Raw genomic sequence first — 14,126 nt, 5'->3', positions numbered from 1 at the left:
ACTCCGCATGCGGAACCCGGCGTGGCTTCGTCACGTCCATCCGCAAGCGCTTCCGTAGTGCAGACAAACGAACAGAACGGAGACTTCAATGGCATGCATGTTCACACGGGCCGCGTTCGCCGCCGCCTGCCTGGCCCTTGCCAGCCCCGCGTCCGCCCAACTCCAGGCCGGACCCGGCACCTGGAGCGCGAACCAGACCTGGGCCACCGACACGGTCAACGGCGGCGCCCTCACCGGCTACTACTACTGGCCCGCGACGGCGCCGCTACTCGACAACAAGCGCGCACTGGTGCTGGTGCTGCACGGCTGCGCTCAGACCGCGGCCAACGACGTCATCGCCGGCAGCAGCGACGCCGGCTACAACTGGAAGGCGGCGGCCGACCAGTACGGCGCCGTGATCCTCGCACCGAACGCCACCGGCAACCTGTACGGCGCCCACTGCTGGGACTGGGCCGCCACCAACCGCAGCCGCAGCTATGGCCACAACGCGGTGCTGCTCGACCTGATCAACCGTTTCGTGAGCAACCCGCAGTATGCGATCGACCCGAAACAGATCTACGTCACCGGCCTGTCCTCGGGCGGCGCCAAGACCATGGTGATGGGCTGCGTGGCGCCTGACATCTTCGCCGGCATCGGCATCAATGCCGGACCGGCGCCGACCGTGTCGACCTCGCAGATCTCCATGGTCCCTTCCGGCACCACCTCGAGCACCGTGGCCAGCAGCTGCAGCTCCTGGGCCGGCAGCAATGCCGGCCATTTTGCCACCCAGGTCGCCGGCGTTGTCTGGGGCACCAACGACTACACCGTGGCCCAGGCCTACGGGCCGCTCAACGCGGCGGCCATGCGCCAGGTCTACGGCGGCAGCTACACGAAAGGGGCGGCAGTCACGGTGCCGACGGGCGGCAGCAACGTGCCCTACACGGACAGCAACGGCAAGCTGCGCACGTCGGAGATCGTGGTCACCGGCATGGGCCATGCCTGGCCGGCCGGGACCGGTGGGCAGAACAGCAACTACGTCGATGCGACCAAGGTCAACTACCCGGCCTTCGTGATGGATTTCTGGTTCAGGAACAACCTGCGGGTCGCACGCGCGGCAGCGCCCAGCATGAGCTCATGCAGCGCCAGCGTGTCGGGTTCGACCGTCACCGTGAACGGCGCCGCCACCGATCCGGCCGGCAGCATCGGCAGCTACCGCGTGGTGCTGAACGGCCCGACCCCGGTCGACGACAGCGCGGCCGGCAGCGGCGCCGGCTTCAGCAAGGCCTATGCGGCGCGCGCCGACGGCTATTATTCGGGCACGGTCACCGCCACCAACAACACGACCGGGCTGAGCTCGAGCGCCTGCAGCATCCCGCAATTCCTGGTCGGCGCGGCGCCGGCCCTGCAGCCGCCCGCCGGCCTGGCGCTTGGCGCCCGCACGGCGAACAGCATCGCGCTCAGCTGGAACGCCGCGAACGGGGCTACCGGCTACAACCTCTATCGCAACGGCAGCAAGGTCAATGGCACGCCGCTTGCCGGCACCGGCTATCTTGACACCGGCCTGGCCGCGGCCACCAGCTACACCTACCAGGTATCGAGCACCGGCAATGGCGGCGTCGAGAGTGCGAAGTCGGCCAGCCTGACGGGCTCGACCACCACCTCGGGCTTCGTGTGCAGCACGACGACGGCCAGCAACTATGCGCACGTGACGGCGGGACGGGCCCATGCGAGCGGCGGCTATGCGCTGGCTAACGGCTCGAACCAGAACATGGGCTTGAACAATACCTTCTACACGACGACGCTGGCGCAGACCGCGGCCGGCTACTACGTCATCGGCAACTGTCCGTAAACCTGGGCAAGGCCGGAGCATTACTCCGGCCTTGTTCGTCCTTACTCAACAGCTCGCTTGATGGGGGATAAGCCACACCGGGCGGCGCTTCGTAGCATTGGGTGTCTCCGTTTTCACGATAAGGATGCCTGAATGAAATCAACCCTGCCCCTGCTGGTCCTCGCTTCCCTGTCCGTCGCCGGCTGCGCCACCTCGCCCAGCATCGGCTCATCCGGCGCCAAGACCGTGGCCATCGGCGCGGCCGGCGGCAGCAATGCGGTCGGCGCCAACGAGCGGCTCGAGCGCTGCGACAAGAGCCTCGGCACGCTGGCCATCGTCGAGGAAGCGAACCAGCCCTGGCTGAACCAGTTCACCACCGAATACCGGATGCAGAGCACGGTGCCGCTGCTGCGCATGATCATCCAGCAGTCGAACTGCTTCGTCATCGTCGAGCGCGGCCAGGCCTTGCGCAGCATGCAGGGCGAGCGCGCCCTGATGGAGTCCGGCGAACTGCGCAAGACCAGCAACTTCGGCAAGGGCATGATGGCGGCCGCCGACTACACCATGACGCCCTCGATCACCTTCAGCCAGAAGGGCACCGGCGGCCTGGGCGGCCTGGTCGGCGGCAGGATCGGGGTCGTGGCCTCGCTGGTCGGCGGCTCGATGAAGTCGAACGAGGCCTCGACCATGCTGCTGCTGACCGATAACCGCTCCGGCGTGCAGCTGGCTGCAGCCGAGGGCAGCGCGCAGAACTGCGACTTCGGCATGCTGGCCGGCTTCTTCAGGGGCGGATTGGCGGGCGCGCACGGCTTCAGCAATTCGCCACAGGGCAAGGTGCTGGCGGCGTCCTTCATGGATTCGTACAACCAGATGGTGAAAGCGGTGCGCAGCTACAAGGCCCAGTCGGTGCAGGGCGGACTGGGCAATGGCGGGGTGCTGCGGTCGAACTAGGCAGCGGCCGGCTGCGATCCCTTACGCGTGCTCTTCGGGAGCACGCGTCATACGCGAGAACATCGGCGCCACGATCAGGCCCAGCTCGTAGAGCAGGCACATCGGGATGGCCAGTGCCAGCTGGCTGACCACGTCCGGCGGCGTGACGATGGCGGCGATGACGAAGGCGCCGACGATCACGTAGGAACGGATCTCGCGCAGTTTCTCGATGCTGACGATCCCCATGCGCACCAGGATGACGACCACCACCGGCACCTCGAAGGTGGCGCCGAAGGCCAGGCACATCGACATGACGAAGTCGAGATAGTTCTCGATGTCGGGCGTCACCGCGATGGACGTCGGCGCGAACTCGCCGATGAAGTGGAACACGCGCCCGAACACGAAGAAGTAGCAGAAGGCCACGCCGCCGATGAACAGCAGCGAAGACGAGATCACCAGCGGCAGCACCAGGCGTTTCTCGTGCGCATACAGGCCGGGGGCGACGAAGGCCCACAACTGGTAGAACACCCAGGGCAGCGACAGGATGAAGGCCAGCAGCAGCGTGACCTTCATCGGCACCAGGAAGGGCGAGACGACGCCGGTTGCGATCATCTTGGCCCCGGGCGGCAGCGAAGCGATCATGGGCGCGGCCAGCAGGTCGTAGACCTGCGAGGGTCCCGGCCAGATGAACAGGGCCGCGCAGGCGATGGCGATCCCGATCGACGCCTTGACCAGGCGGTCACGCAGTTCGACGAGGTGGGAAATGAAGGTTTCGCCTGCGGCTTCTTCGGTCATCTAGAAAAAGGAAGTCTTGGATTTGCTTGAACCCGGCCGGAACTTGCGCACGCGCGCGGCGCCGGAGAGCACATGGGTCTTGCCGCCGTTGCGGTGCTTGTACCAGGCCGGCACGGCCGAGGTGCGCACCAGCTTCTTGCGCCGGAAGTCGCGCGCCTTGCGCTCGATGTCGCCCGTGCTGACGAAGGGATACGTGCCGGTCGAGGACGTGGACGAGGAAGAAACATGCTCCCTGCCGTCCCACAGCGCCTCGACCTCGTCGACGTGGCTGGACATGGACTGCTCCACCTCGTCCTTGAACGAAGCCGCGCTCTCGTGCACTTCCTTGTGCAGGTTGCGCAGCTCGTCGAGTTCGATCTCGCGGCTGACCTCGGACTTGACGTCGTGCAGGTAGCGCTGGGCGCGCCCGTACAGGGTGCCCGCCATGCGCGCCACCTTCGGCAGCTTTTCAGGGCCGATCACGATCAGCGCGACAACGCCGATGATCGCCAGCTTCGACAGTCCGAGATCGATCATGCCCGTGGATCAGTGACGGGACTTGTCGCGGGCTTCCACGTCGATGGTGGACTTGTCGGCTACCTGCTGCGGCGGCTGGGAGCTGGTCGAAGCAGCATTCGGATTGGCCTTGTCTTCCTCGCCCTTCACGCCATCCTTGAAGCCTTTCACGGCCTTGCCGAGGTCGCCACCAATGTTGCTGATTTTCTTGGTGCCGAAAATCAGCATCACGACTACCAGGACGATCACCCAGTGCCAAATACTCATCGAACCCATGTTTATCTCCTAGCAAGGCGCATCGCGCCTGTAATTCGGGAAAGCGTACGTTTCAGTATACGCCATACGGGGCGTCTTGCCCCCACTAAAATCTTAGTTCGGGCTCAGGTACCTAAACCGCGCCACGGGCGCTTGCCGCCATACACGTGCAGGTGCAGGTGGTAGACCTCCTGCCCACCGTCCGGTCCGCTGTTGATCAGGGTCTTGTAGCCGCCGCTGCGTCCGCCGTTGCCGTCGGATTTGACGGCAATACCATGCTCTTCTGCAAGCTTCGGCGCCAGCGCCAGCATCTTGCCCAGCACGGCCGCGTGATCCATGCCGCAGTCGGACAGGCTGTCGACGTGCTGCTTCGGGATCACCAGGAGGTGTACCGGGGCAGCCGGGTTGATGTCCTTGAAGGCCAGCACGTCGTCGTCTTCATAGACGACGCTGGCCGGAATCTGCTTGGCGACGATCTTGCAAAAAATGCAGTTATCCATCTTGTCTCCGATCTTGTTACAGCGTCCCCTGTCAGGAACCCGTGCATCCTACCGGCATCGCATGACATCGATGTGACGGCGGAGGCCTGATTATGACATCGCTTGCAGGCATGGCAAGCGTGAGTAGGTACTTACTGTTTGCTTATTGTCTGTTTATTCTTTGCGCGCGGCTTTTTCTTCGATGCCCGACACGCCTTCGCGGCGCGCCAGTTCGTCGATCACCTGCTGCGGGCTCAGGCCGAATTGCGCCAGCAGGACCATCGAGTGGAACCACAGGTCGGCGGTCTCGTACAGCACTTTGGAGGCGTCGCCCGAGACGCGTGCGTCCTTGGCGGCCATCACGGTTTCGGTGGCTTCTTCGCCGATCTTCTTCAGGATGGCGTCGTCGCCCTTGCTGAACAGCTTGGCGACGTAGGAAGTCGCAGGGTCGCCGCCGGCTGCCGGCTTGCGCGACTCGATGGTGGCCGCGACGCGGGCCAGGATGTCACTCATGGGATTTCTTGTTCGAAGAATAAATGGTGTCGGGGTCCTGCAGCACGGGATCGACCGCCTGCCAGTCTTCGCCGTCGAAGCGCTGGAAGAAGCAGGAATGGCGCCCGGTGTGGCAGGCAATGCCGCCCTTCTGCTCGATCTTGAGCAGCACGACGTCCTCGTCGCAGTCGAGGCGCATTTCCAGCACTTTCTGGGTATGGCCGGACTCTTCGCCCTTGTGCCACAGCTTCTTGCGCGAGCGGCTCCAGTAGACGGCTTCGCCCAGCTCCGCCGTCTTCGCGAGCGCGTCGCGGTTCATCCAGGCGAACATCAGGATGTCGCCGGTGGCGGCTTCCTGGGCGATCACCGGCACCAGCCCGTTCTCGTCCCAGCGGATTTTATTCAGCCACTTGTTCGGCATGTTCACTCCAGGCGCATCGGGATGCCGCGCTCGTGCATGAAGCGCTTGGCTTCGCCGACCGTGTGCTGCCCGTAGTGGAAGATGCTGGCGGCCAGCACCGCGTCGGCATGGCCTTCCAGGATGCCGTCGGCCAGGTCCTGCAGGCCGCCTACGCCGCCCGAGGCGATCACGGAAATGCCGACCGCGTCGGACACGGCGCGGGTCAGGCCCAGGTCGAAGCCGGACTTGGTGCCGTCGCGGTCCATCGAAGTGAGCAGCAGCTCGCCGGCGCCGAGCGATTCCATCTTGCGTGCCCACTCGACGGCGTCGAGGCCGGTCGCGTTGCGGCCGCCGTGGGTGAAGACTTCCCACTTGCCGGGCGCGACCTGCTTGGCGTCGATCGCCACCACGATGCACTGCGAACCGTGCTTCTGCGAGGCGTCGAACACCAGTTGCGGATTGGTGACGGCCGAGGTGTTCATCGACACCTTGTCGGCGCCGGCATTGAGCAGGCGCCGCACGTCCTCGACCTTGCGCACGCCGCCACCGACGGTGAGCGGGATGAACACGGTCGAGGCCACAGCTTCGATGATCGGCAGGATCAGGTCGCGGCCGTCGCTCGAGGCGGTGATGTCGAGGAAGGTGATTTCGTCGGCGCCCTGTCCGTCATAGCGACGTGCAATCTCGACCGGGTCGCCGGCGTCGCGCAGCTCGGTGAAGTTGACGCCCTTGACCACACGGCCGCCGGTGACGTCGAGGCAGGGGATGATGCGTTTTGCGAGCATAGAAATTCCAGCGTGGGCCTGATTACACCGTTAGCTCAAGCACGTCATCCCCGCGCAGGCGGGGATCCAATTTTGTACGAGCAGTCGAAACGCACGCAGAAATTGGGTTCCCGCCTGCGCGGGAACGACGGTGTTACGGCTAGTGGTACAAATAGCTTTACGCCTGCGCCCCTTCAGTCAGTTCATCGGCCCGTTCCTGCGCCGAGCTCAGGTCCAGCGTGCCTTCGTAGATCGAACGGCCGCAGATGACGCCTTCGATGCCTTCGTCCTGCACCGCGCACAGCGCTTCGACGTCAGCCAGGTTGTGCACGCCGCCCGAGGCGATGATCGGGATCTTGACGGCCTGGGCCAGCTTGACGGTCGCTTCGATGTTCACGCCGCCCATCATGCCGTCGCGGCCGATGTCGGTGTAGACGATCGACTCGACGCCGTAGCCTTCGAACTTCTTGGCCAGGTCGATGACTTCGTGGCCCGACATCTTGCTCCAGCCGTCGGTGGCGACCTTGCCGTCCTTGGCGTCAAGGCCGACGATGATCGAGCCCGGGAAGGCGCCGCAGGCGTCGTGCAGGAAGCCCGGGTTCTTCACCGCGGCGGTGCCGACGATGATGTAGGTGATGCCGTCGTCCAGGTAGCGCTCGATGGTGTCGAGGTCGCGGATGCCGCCGCCCAGCTGGACCGGGATCTCCTCGATGCCCATCTCTTCGGCGTAGTCCTGCACGGTTTTCAGGATCGACTTGATCGCTTCCTCGTTCTTCGGCTTGCCTGCGAACGCGCCGTTCAGGTCGACCAGGTGCAGCCGGCGTGCGCCCTTCTTCAGCCAGTGCAGCGCCATGTCAGCGGGGTCTTCGGAAAACACGGTGGCGAGGTCCATGTCGCCCTGTTTCAGGCGAACGCAGTGACCGTCTTTCAGGTCGATGGCAGGGATCAGCAGCATGGTCGTTGTCGGTTGGTTGGCAGCGGATTAAAGTTGAAACTCACGGTTTCCAATGGATGAAATTGCGGTACAGGCGCAAGCCGGCGGCTGCGCTCTTTTCAGGGTGGAACTGGGTGGCGACCAGGTTGTCGCGCGCGACGGCACAGGTATACATGCCGCCATAGTCGGCCTCGCCGATCGTGTCGGCAGGCTCGTCGGGCGCAGCATAATAGCTGTGCACGAAATAGAAATAACTGCCGTCCTCGACGCCTTCCCACAGCGGGTGGGCGCGGGTCTGGCGCACGCGGTTCCAGCCCATCTGCGGCACCTTGAAGCGCGAGCCGTCGGCCTGCAGTTTTCCATCCAGCTGGAAGCGCACGACCCGGCCCGGCAACAGGCCCAGGCCCGGCGTGCCTTCGTTCTCTTCGCTCTCGTCGAACAGCATCTGCTCGCCGACGCATACGCCCATCACCGGGCGCGTCTTCACGGCGCGCAGCAGGGCTTCCTCGGCGCCGGATTCGCGCAGGCTGCGCATGCAGTCACGCATCGCGCCCTGGCCCGGCAGGACGATGCGGTCGGCAGCATCGATATCGGCCGCGTTGTTGGACACCAGGATGTCGGCTTCGGGCGCCGCGGCGCGCAGCGCCTGCGCCACCGAGCGCAGGTTACCCAGGCCGTCGACCACCACAATCTTGTTCGTCATGATGGTTTTACAGAGTGCCTTTGGTCGAAGGGATGATGCCGGCGGCGCGTTCGTCCAGCGCGGTGGCCATGCGCAGCGCGCGGCCGAAGGCCTTGAACACGGTCTCGCACTGGTGGTGCGCGTTCACGCCGCGCAGGTTGTCGATGTGCAGGGTCACGCCGGCGTGGTTCACGAAACCACGGAAGAATTCGCCGGTCAGGTCGACGTCATAGGTGCCGATCATGGCGCGCGTCCAGGGGATGTGCATTTCCAGGCCCGGACGGCCCGAGAAGTCGATCACCACGCGCGACAGCGCTTCGTCCAGCGGCACGTAGGAGTGGCCATAGCGCACCATGCCCTTCTTGTCGCCCACGGCCTTGGCCACCGCCATGCCCAGGGTGATGCCGGTGTCCTCGACGGTATGGTGCGCGTCGATGTGCAGGTCGCCGACGGCTTCGACTTCGAGGTCGATCATGCCGTGGCGCGCGATCTGGTCGAGCATGTGGTCGAGGAAGGGGACGCCGGTATTGAGATTCTGGCGGCCGGTGCCGTCGAGGTTGATCGCGACGCGGATCTGCGTCTCGTTGGTGTTGCGCGTGATGTCGGCGGTGCGGTTCATTGCTGGGGGCTCGTCAGTGCGGCCTGCCCGGAAGGGGCTGCCGCGGATAACACTTTATAGGGACGCTTTCAGGGCATTCAGGAATGCGGTGTTTTCTTCGGGGGTACTGACCGTGACGCGAATGCAATTGGCCAATACCTTGTCCATTTTACTCAAATTTTTAATCAGCACCTTTTCGTCGCGCAGTTTTGAACATGCACGGTCTGCGTCGGGCACCCGCAGCGAGATGAAATTCGCCGCCGATGGAAACACTTCGACTCCCGGCAGGGCCGCCAGTTCGGCGGCCAGGCGCGCGCGCTCGGCGTTCAGCATCTCGGCCTGCTGGTCGAGCACGTCGAGGTGGTCGAGCGCGAACTCGGCCGCGACCTGGGTCAGCACGTTGACGTTGTAGGGCGGGCGCACCTTCTCGAACTGCTCCAGCAGTTTTGGATCGCCCGACAGGTAGCCGAGGCGGATGCCGGCCAGGCCCAGCTTGGACAGGGTGCGCATCACGACCAGGTTCGGGAACTCCGGCAGGCGGCCCATGAAGCTCTTCTTCGCGAAGGGCTGGTAGGCCTCGTCCACCACCGCGATGCCGGTCTCGCCCAGCGCGCGGATGATGGCTTCCATGTCGCCGGCATCGAACAGGTTGCCGGTCGGGTTGTTCGGGTAAGCCAGGAATACCAGCGACGGCGTGTGCTGCTCGATGGCGGCCAGCATGGCCGGCAGGTCGAGCGAGAAGTCGGCCTTTACCGGCACGCCGACGAAATCCGCGCCCGCGAACCCGGCCGAACGCGCGAACATCACGAAGGCCGGGGTCGGCGCCATGACGACTGCCCTCTTGTCCTGGCGCGCCACGGCGGTGGCCATGATCGAGATCAGCTCGTCCGAGCCATTGCCGAGCAGGACGTCGTAGCCGTCTGGCACGCCCAGGCCGGCGCAGATCTTCTGCTTGAGCGTGGTGTAGGAAGGCGGTGGATAGCGGTTCAGCGCGGCGTCGGCCAGGCGCTGGCCCAGCTCGGCGCGCAGCGCGTCCGGCAGTACATAGGGGTTTTCCATCGCGTCGAGCTTGATGTAGCCGCTCGCATCCGGCACGAAGTAGGTGGCGGTGTCGCGGACGTCTTGGCGGATGGTGTTTTCGATCAGCTTGTCGATGGCGCTCATGCGGTTTCCTCGTTCAGGGGCGCGCTCTTCGCGGCGGCCTTGCGTTTTTTGCTTACCTTGCCTGCGACCGGCACCTCGGGCGCGGCCAGGCGCGCGCGGATGATGTCGCAGTAGGCGGGGTTCAGTTCGAAGCCGGCGAAATGGCGCCCGGTCTGGCGCGCGGCGATGGCCGTGGTGCCGCTGCCCATGAAGGGGTCGAGCACCACGCCGCCCGGCGGGCAGGAAGCTTTCACCATGCGCTCGATGATCTCGAGCGGCTTCTGGGTCGGGTGGTCGGCGCGCTCGGGGTGCTCGCGGTGCAGGCGCGACACGCTCCACACGTCCTTCGGGTTGTAGCCGACTTCCAGCCACTTGGCGCCGATGAAGATCGAGCGCGAGCGCGCCTTCTTGGTCTCGGCGTCATAGGGGATGCGCACGGCATCCAGGTCGAAGTAATAGTCCTTGCGGTTGACGAAGAAGCCGATGGTGTCGTGCACCGAGGAGAAGCTGCGCACGCTGCCGCCCATCGAGGGCACGCGGCGGTCCCAGATGATCTCGTTCATCATCGTCATGCGCTTCTTGAGCATGACGAAGATCTCGGGCGCGAAGCGCCAGGTGAGAAAAATGTACAGGCTGCCGTTGGGCTTGAGCTTGGGCAGCGCGGCATCGATCCATTGCTCGGTCCAGGCCAGGTAATCCTCGACGCTCTGCTGGTCCGAGGCGTTGCCGTAGTCCTTGCCGAGATTGTAGGGCGGGTCGGTCAGGATCAGGTCGATGGACGCATCCGGGATGCGTGCCATGCCGGCGAGCGCATCCTCGCAGAAGACCTGGTCGACCCAGGTGCTCATGATTTCAGGCGGAGTTCTGCGCTGCGGGCGTGCGCCTGCAGGCCTTCGCCATAGGCCAGCTCGGCCGCCACCTTGCCCAGCGTCTGGGCGCCCTGCTCGCTCACCTGGATCACGGACGAGCGCTTCTGGAAGTCGTACACGCCCAGCGGCGACGAGAAGCGCGCGGTGCGCGAGGTCGGCAGCACGTGGTTCGGGCCGCAGCAGTAGTCGCCCAGCGACTCGGACGAGAAGCGGCCGAGGAACATGGCGCCTGCATGGCGGATCCGGTCGGCCCACTGCAACGGCTCTTCCGCCGAGATCTCGAGGTGCTCGGCGGCGATGGCGTTGGCGATCTCGCACGCCTCCTCCATGTCGCGCACCTTCACCAGCGCGCCGCGGTCGCTCAGCGACGTCGTGATGGTCGTGGCGCGCGGCATGGTGGGCAGCAGCTTGTGGATGCTCGCTTCCACGCGCGCGATGTAGTCCGCGTCCGGGCACAGCAGGATGGCCTGGGCCAGCTCGTCGTGCTCGGCCTGCGAGAACAGGTCCATCGCCACCCAGTCCGGGTCGGTGGTGCCGTCGCACAGCACCAGGATTTCCGACGGGCCCGCGATCATGTCGATGCCCACCACGCCGAACACGCGGCGCTTGGCGGCCGCCACATAGGCGTTGCCCGGGCCGACGATCTTGTCCACCGCCGGAATGGTCTCGGTGCCATAGGCCAGCGCGCCGACCGCCTGGGCGCCGCCGATGGTGATCACGCGGGTTACGCCGGCGATCGCCGCGGCAGCCAGCACCATCTGGTTCTTCACGCCATCCGGGGTCGGCACCACCATCACGATTTCCTGCACGCCCGCCACCTGGGCCGGGATCGCGTTCATCAGGACCGAGGACGGATAGGCGGCCTTGCCACCCGGGACGTAGATGCCGACGCGGTCCAGCGGGGTCACGCGCTGGCCCAGAACGGTGCCGTCAGGCTCGGTGAAGGTAAAACCGTTCAGTTCCTGCTTCTGGCGCTCGTGGAACACGCGAATGCGCTGCGCCGCGGTACGCAATGCCGCGCGTTGCGCTTCCGGCAGCGAGGCCAGGGCCGCATCCAGTTCGTCCTGCTTGACGTCGAAGGCGGCCATGGAAGTGGCGCCACCGTTCGGGATGCGGTCGAACTTGTTGGTGTACTCCAGCACGGCAGCGTCACCGCGATGCTTCACGTCCGCCAGGATCTTCGCGACGCTGGACTCGATGGCGTCGTCGGTTTCGGCCTCGAAGGCCAGCAGGGCGGAAAGCAGCTGCTTGAAGTCGGGGGCGGTGGAGTCGAGCTTGCGGATCTGTACTGCCATGATGCTTTAGCCTTGTTGTGAGGATGCCCGCTGGAAGGCATCGAGGATGGGTTGCAGGCGCTCGCGCTTGAGCTTGAGCGCGGCCTGGTTGACCACCAGGCGCGACGAGATGTCCATGATCTTTTCGACTTCGACCAGGTTGTTGGCGCGCAGGGTGCCGCCGGTGGAGACGACGTCGACGATGGCGTCGGACAGGCCGACCAGCGGCGCCAGTTCCATCGAACCGTACAGCTTGATGAGGTCGACGTGCACGCCCTTGCGGGCGAAGTGCTCGCGCGCGGTGTTGACGAACTTGGTCGCCACGCGCAGGCGCGCGCCCTGGCGCACCGCGTTCTCGTAGTCGAAGCCGGCGTTCACCGCCACCGACATGCGGCAGCTGGCGATGTGCAGGTCGATCGGCTGGTACAGGCCTTCGCCGCCATGCTCGAGCAGCACGTCCTTGCCGGCCACGCCGAAGTCGGCGGCGCCATGCTGGACATAGGTCGGCACGTCGCTGGCGCGCACGATCAGCACGCGCACGCCCGGGTCGTTGGTCGGCAGGATCAGCTTGCGCGAGGATTCCGGATTCTCGAGGACGGTGATGCCGGCGCTTTCCAGCAGCGGCAGGGTGTCCTCGAAAATGCGGCCCTTGGAGAGGGCCAGGATCAGTCCCGGCTCTCCGGTGTTGGTGGTGATAGTCATTCTTTGATGCGTACGATGTCGGCGCCGACGGCCGAGAGCTTGACTTCCATGCGGTCGTAGCCACGGTCGAGGTGGTAGATGCGGTCGACCAGGGTGGTGCCCTGCGCCGCCATGCCGGCGATCACCAGCGAGGCCGAGGCACGCAGGTCGGTCGCCATCACCGGCGCGCCGACCAGGCGGTCCACGCCCTTGATGAAGGCGGTATTGCCCTCGGTGGAGATCTGGGCGCCCAGGCGGTTCATCTCCTGCACGTGCATGAAGCGGTTTTCGAAAATGGTTTCGGTGACGCGGCTCGGGCCGTCGGCCAGGATGTTCACGGCCATGAACTGGGCCTGCATGTCGGTCGGGAAGCCCGGGTATTCGGTGGTGCGGAACGAGACCGGGTGCGGGCGCTTGTCCATGCGTGCGCGGATGGTGTCCGCGCCGACGTCGAGCTGCAGGCCGATCTCGCGCAGCTTGTCGAGCGCCACGTCGAAGATGTCGGTGCGGGTATTGCGCAGCATGATGTCGCCGCCGGTGGCCGCCACCGCGCACAGGAAGGTCGCCGCTTCGATGCGGTCCGAGATCACGGCGTGCTGCGCGCCATGCAGCGCTTCGACGCCCTGGATCACCAGGCGGTCGGTGCCGATGCCTTCGATCTTCGCGCCCATGGCCACCAGGAGGTTGGCCAGGTCGGTCACTTCCGGCTCGCGCGCCGCGTTCTCCAGCACGGTCTCGCCCTCGGCCAGGGTGGCGGCCATCAGGAGGTTCTCGGTACCGGTCACCGTGATCATGTCGGTGTGGATGCGCGCGCCCTTGAGCTTGCCGTTGGTCCGGGCGTGGATGTAGCCGCCTTCGATGGTGATCTCGGCGCCCATCTGGCGCAGGCCCTTGATGTGCTGGTCGACCGGACGCGAACCGATCGCGCAGCCGCCCGGCAGCGAGACCTTGGCTTCGCCGAAGCGCGCCAGCAGGGGCCCCAGCACCAGGATCGAGGCGCGCATGGTCTTCACCAGCTCGTACGGCGCTTCCAGCGAAGTGATGTTCGAACCATTCAGGGTGACGCGTTCGTCGTCCTGGGTCACCTTCAGGCCGGTCTGGGCGAGCAGCTTGAGGATGGTGCGCACGTCGTGCAGGCGCGGCACGTTCGACAGTTCGAGGTCGCCGCCCGTCAGCAGGCCGGCGCACAGGATGGGCAGCGCGGCGTTCTTGGCGCCCGAAACGGAAATGTCGCCATTCAGGCGCTTGCCGCCAACGATCTGGAGCTTGTCCATGTTTTAGCCTTGGTACTCTTCAGGGGTGAGGGTCTTCATCGACAGCGCGTGGATCTCTTCGCGCATGCGGTCGCCGAGCGCGGCGTACACCAGCTGGTGGCGCTGGATCGGGCGCTTGCCGGCAAAGGCCGACGACACGATGACCGCCGTGAAGTGCTGGCCGTCGCCTTCGACGTGCAAATGGGTGCATTCGAGGCCGGCGCTGATGTAGCTGTGGATCAGTTCGGGTGTGGTCGCCACGGATAACTCCAAGT

At 65.4% G+C, this 14,126-nt stretch carries 18 protein-coding genes; 2 read left to right on the top strand and 16 right to left on the bottom strand.

What is annotated here, in order from left to right:
• Positions 1-88: 88 nt before the first annotated feature.
• Both YWC_RS0117035 and YWC_RS0117030 read left to right on the top strand, forming a co-directional pair.
• Positions 89-1,828, top strand: coding sequence for an extracellular catalytic domain type 1 short-chain-length polyhydroxyalkanoate depolymerase (locus YWC_RS0117035; protein WP_036214799.1), 1,740 nt, complete (start codon positions 89-91; stop codon positions 1,826-1,828).
• A 132-nt stretch (positions 1,829-1,960) separates the two neighbouring features.
• A complete protein-coding gene (locus YWC_RS0117030; RefSeq protein ID WP_027866464.1) occupies positions 1,961-2,758 on the top strand; it encodes a CsgG/HfaB family protein in 798 nt (265 codons plus the stop codon).
• Between the two features lie 21 nt (positions 2,759-2,779).
• Here the strand turns inward: YWC_RS0117030 and tatC are convergent, their stop codons facing one another.
• From tatC to YWC_RS0116950, 16 genes are all read right to left on the bottom strand, one after another.
• A complete protein-coding gene (gene tatC / locus YWC_RS0117025) occupies positions 2,780-3,532 on the bottom strand; it encodes a twin-arginine translocase subunit TatC (RefSeq protein WP_027866463.1) in 753 nt (250 codons plus the stop codon).
• Entirely contained in the window at positions 3,533-4,048 is a 516-nt protein-coding gene (gene tatB / locus YWC_RS0117020; protein WP_027866462.1) for a Sec-independent protein translocase protein TatB, read from the bottom strand.
• Positions 4,049-4,057: 9 nt separating this feature from the next.
• Entirely contained in the window at positions 4,058-4,303 is a 246-nt protein-coding gene (gene tatA, locus YWC_RS0117015) for a Sec-independent protein translocase subunit TatA (protein ID WP_027866461.1), read from the bottom strand.
• A 104-nt stretch (positions 4,304-4,407) separates the two neighbouring features.
• On the bottom strand, positions 4,408-4,782 hold the full coding sequence (locus tag YWC_RS0117010; protein ID WP_027866460.1) for a histidine triad nucleotide-binding protein: 375 nt from the start codon (positions 4,780-4,782) through the stop codon (positions 4,408-4,410).
• Positions 4,783-4,935: 153 nt separating this feature from the next.
• Positions 4,936-5,274 carry a phosphoribosyl-ATP diphosphatase gene (locus YWC_RS0117005; protein WP_027866459.1) on the bottom strand — a complete coding sequence of 113 codons (339 nt, stop codon included), beginning with the start codon at positions 5,272-5,274 and terminating at the stop codon, positions 4,936-4,938.
• The gene (hisI, locus tag YWC_RS0117000) at positions 5,267-5,674 is read right to left on the bottom strand and encodes a phosphoribosyl-AMP cyclohydrolase (protein WP_371846394.1); all 408 of its coding nucleotides are present in this window, start codon (positions 5,672-5,674) and stop codon (positions 5,267-5,269) included. The genes YWC_RS0117005 and hisI overlap by 8 nt, the downstream gene beginning before the upstream one ends.
• A 2-nt stretch (positions 5,675-5,676) precedes the next feature.
• Positions 5,677-6,438: an imidazole glycerol phosphate synthase subunit HisF gene (hisF, locus tag YWC_RS0116995; RefSeq protein WP_027866457.1), complete on the bottom strand. Its 762-nt coding sequence runs from the start codon at positions 6,436-6,438 to the stop codon at positions 5,677-5,679.
• A gap of 157 nt (positions 6,439-6,595) precedes the next feature.
• Entirely contained in the window at positions 6,596-7,372 is a 777-nt protein-coding gene (gene hisA, locus YWC_RS0116990; RefSeq protein ID WP_027866456.1) for a 1-(5-phosphoribosyl)-5-[(5-phosphoribosylamino)methylideneamino]imidazole-4-carboxamide isomerase, read from the bottom strand.
• 40 nt (positions 7,373-7,412) lie between these two features.
• Positions 7,413-8,054, bottom strand: coding sequence for an imidazole glycerol phosphate synthase subunit HisH (hisH, locus tag YWC_RS0116985; RefSeq protein ID WP_027866455.1), 642 nt, complete (start codon positions 8,052-8,054; stop codon positions 7,413-7,415).
• Between the two features lie 7 nt (positions 8,055-8,061).
• Positions 8,062-8,652 carry an imidazoleglycerol-phosphate dehydratase HisB gene (gene hisB, locus YWC_RS0116980; RefSeq protein WP_027866454.1) on the bottom strand — a complete coding sequence of 197 codons (591 nt, stop codon included), beginning with the start codon at positions 8,650-8,652 and terminating at the stop codon, positions 8,062-8,064.
• Positions 8,653-8,706: 54 nt separating this feature from the next.
• Positions 8,707-9,795, bottom strand: coding sequence for a histidinol-phosphate transaminase (hisC, locus tag YWC_RS0116975; RefSeq protein ID WP_027866453.1), 1,089 nt, complete (start codon positions 9,793-9,795; stop codon positions 8,707-8,709).
• Entirely contained in the window at positions 9,792-10,622 is an 831-nt protein-coding gene (locus tag YWC_RS0116970; RefSeq protein ID WP_027866452.1) for a DNA-methyltransferase, read from the bottom strand. The genes hisC and YWC_RS0116970 overlap by 4 nt, the downstream gene beginning before the upstream one ends.
• Positions 10,619-11,938: a histidinol dehydrogenase gene (hisD, locus tag YWC_RS0116965; protein WP_027866451.1), complete on the bottom strand. Its 1,320-nt coding sequence runs from the start codon at positions 11,936-11,938 to the stop codon at positions 10,619-10,621. The genes YWC_RS0116970 and hisD overlap by 4 nt, the downstream gene beginning before the upstream one ends.
• A 6-nt stretch (positions 11,939-11,944) precedes the next feature.
• Positions 11,945-12,619 (bottom strand): ATP phosphoribosyltransferase, encoded by a 675-nt coding sequence (gene hisG / locus YWC_RS0116960; protein WP_027866450.1) that lies wholly within the window; start codon positions 12,617-12,619, stop codon positions 11,945-11,947.
• On the bottom strand, positions 12,616-13,872 hold the full coding sequence (gene murA, locus YWC_RS0116955) for a UDP-N-acetylglucosamine 1-carboxyvinyltransferase (RefSeq protein ID WP_027866449.1): 1,257 nt from the start codon (positions 13,870-13,872) through the stop codon (positions 12,616-12,618). The genes hisG and murA overlap by 4 nt, the downstream gene beginning before the upstream one ends.
• 3 nt (positions 13,873-13,875) lie before the next feature.
• On the bottom strand, positions 13,876-14,112 hold the full coding sequence (locus YWC_RS0116950; RefSeq protein WP_027866448.1) for a BolA family protein: 237 nt from the start codon (positions 14,110-14,112) through the stop codon (positions 13,876-13,878).
• Positions 14,113-14,126 lie beyond the last annotated feature (14 nt).

The organism is Massilia alkalitolerans DSM 17462, assembly GCF_000427785.1.
GTDB classification, from domain to species: domain Bacteria; phylum Pseudomonadota; class Gammaproteobacteria; order Burkholderiales; family Burkholderiaceae_D; genus Telluria; species Telluria alkalitolerans.
The sequence above is the reverse complement of the archived record's forward strand: the minus strand, read 5'-3'. Positions and strand labels throughout refer to the sequence as shown.

Coding starts and splice junctions, on each gene's coding strand:
- YWC_RS0117035 (WP_036214799.1), top strand. CDS start 89: ATGGCATGCATGTTCACACGGGCCGCGTTCGCCGCCGCCTGCCTGGCC.
- YWC_RS0117030 (WP_027866464.1), top strand. CDS start 1,961: ATGAAATCAACCCTGCCCCTGCTGGTCCTCGCTTCCCTGTCCGTCGCC.
- tatC (WP_027866463.1), bottom strand. CDS start 3,532: ATGACCGAAGAAGCCGCAGGCGAAACCTTCATTTCCCACCTCGTCGAA.
- tatB (WP_027866462.1), bottom strand. CDS start 4,048: ATGATCGATCTCGGACTGTCGAAGCTGGCGATCATCGGCGTTGTCGCG.
- tatA (WP_027866461.1), bottom strand. CDS start 4,303: ATGGGTTCGATGAGTATTTGGCACTGGGTGATCGTCCTGGTAGTCGTG.
- YWC_RS0117010 (WP_027866460.1), bottom strand. CDS start 4,782: ATGGATAACTGCATTTTTTGCAAGATCGTCGCCAAGCAGATTCCGGCC.
- YWC_RS0117005 (WP_027866459.1), bottom strand. CDS start 5,274: ATGAGTGACATCCTGGCCCGCGTCGCGGCCACCATCGAGTCGCGCAAG.
- hisI (WP_371846394.1), bottom strand. CDS start 5,674: ATGCCGAACAAGTGGCTGAATAAAATCCGCTGGGACGAGAACGGGCTG.
- hisF (WP_027866457.1), bottom strand. CDS start 6,438: ATGCTCGCAAAACGCATCATCCCCTGCCTCGACGTCACCGGCGGCCGT.
- hisA (WP_027866456.1), bottom strand. CDS start 7,372: ATGCTGCTGATCCCTGCCATCGACCTGAAAGACGGTCACTGCGTTCGC.
- hisH (WP_027866455.1), bottom strand. CDS start 8,054: ATGACGAACAAGATTGTGGTGGTCGACGGCCTGGGTAACCTGCGCTCG.
- hisB (WP_027866454.1), bottom strand. CDS start 8,652: ATGAACCGCACCGCCGACATCACGCGCAACACCAACGAGACGCAGATC.
- hisC (WP_027866453.1), bottom strand. CDS start 9,795: ATGAGCGCCATCGACAAGCTGATCGAAAACACCATCCGCCAAGACGTC.
- YWC_RS0116970 (WP_027866452.1), bottom strand. CDS start 10,622: ATGAGCACCTGGGTCGACCAGGTCTTCTGCGAGGATGCGCTCGCCGGC.
- hisD (WP_027866451.1), bottom strand. CDS start 11,938: ATGGCAGTACAGATCCGCAAGCTCGACTCCACCGCCCCCGACTTCAAG.
- hisG (WP_027866450.1), bottom strand. CDS start 12,619: ATGACTATCACCACCAACACCGGAGAGCCGGGACTGATCCTGGCCCTC.
- murA (WP_027866449.1), bottom strand. CDS start 13,872: ATGGACAAGCTCCAGATCGTTGGCGGCAAGCGCCTGAATGGCGACATT.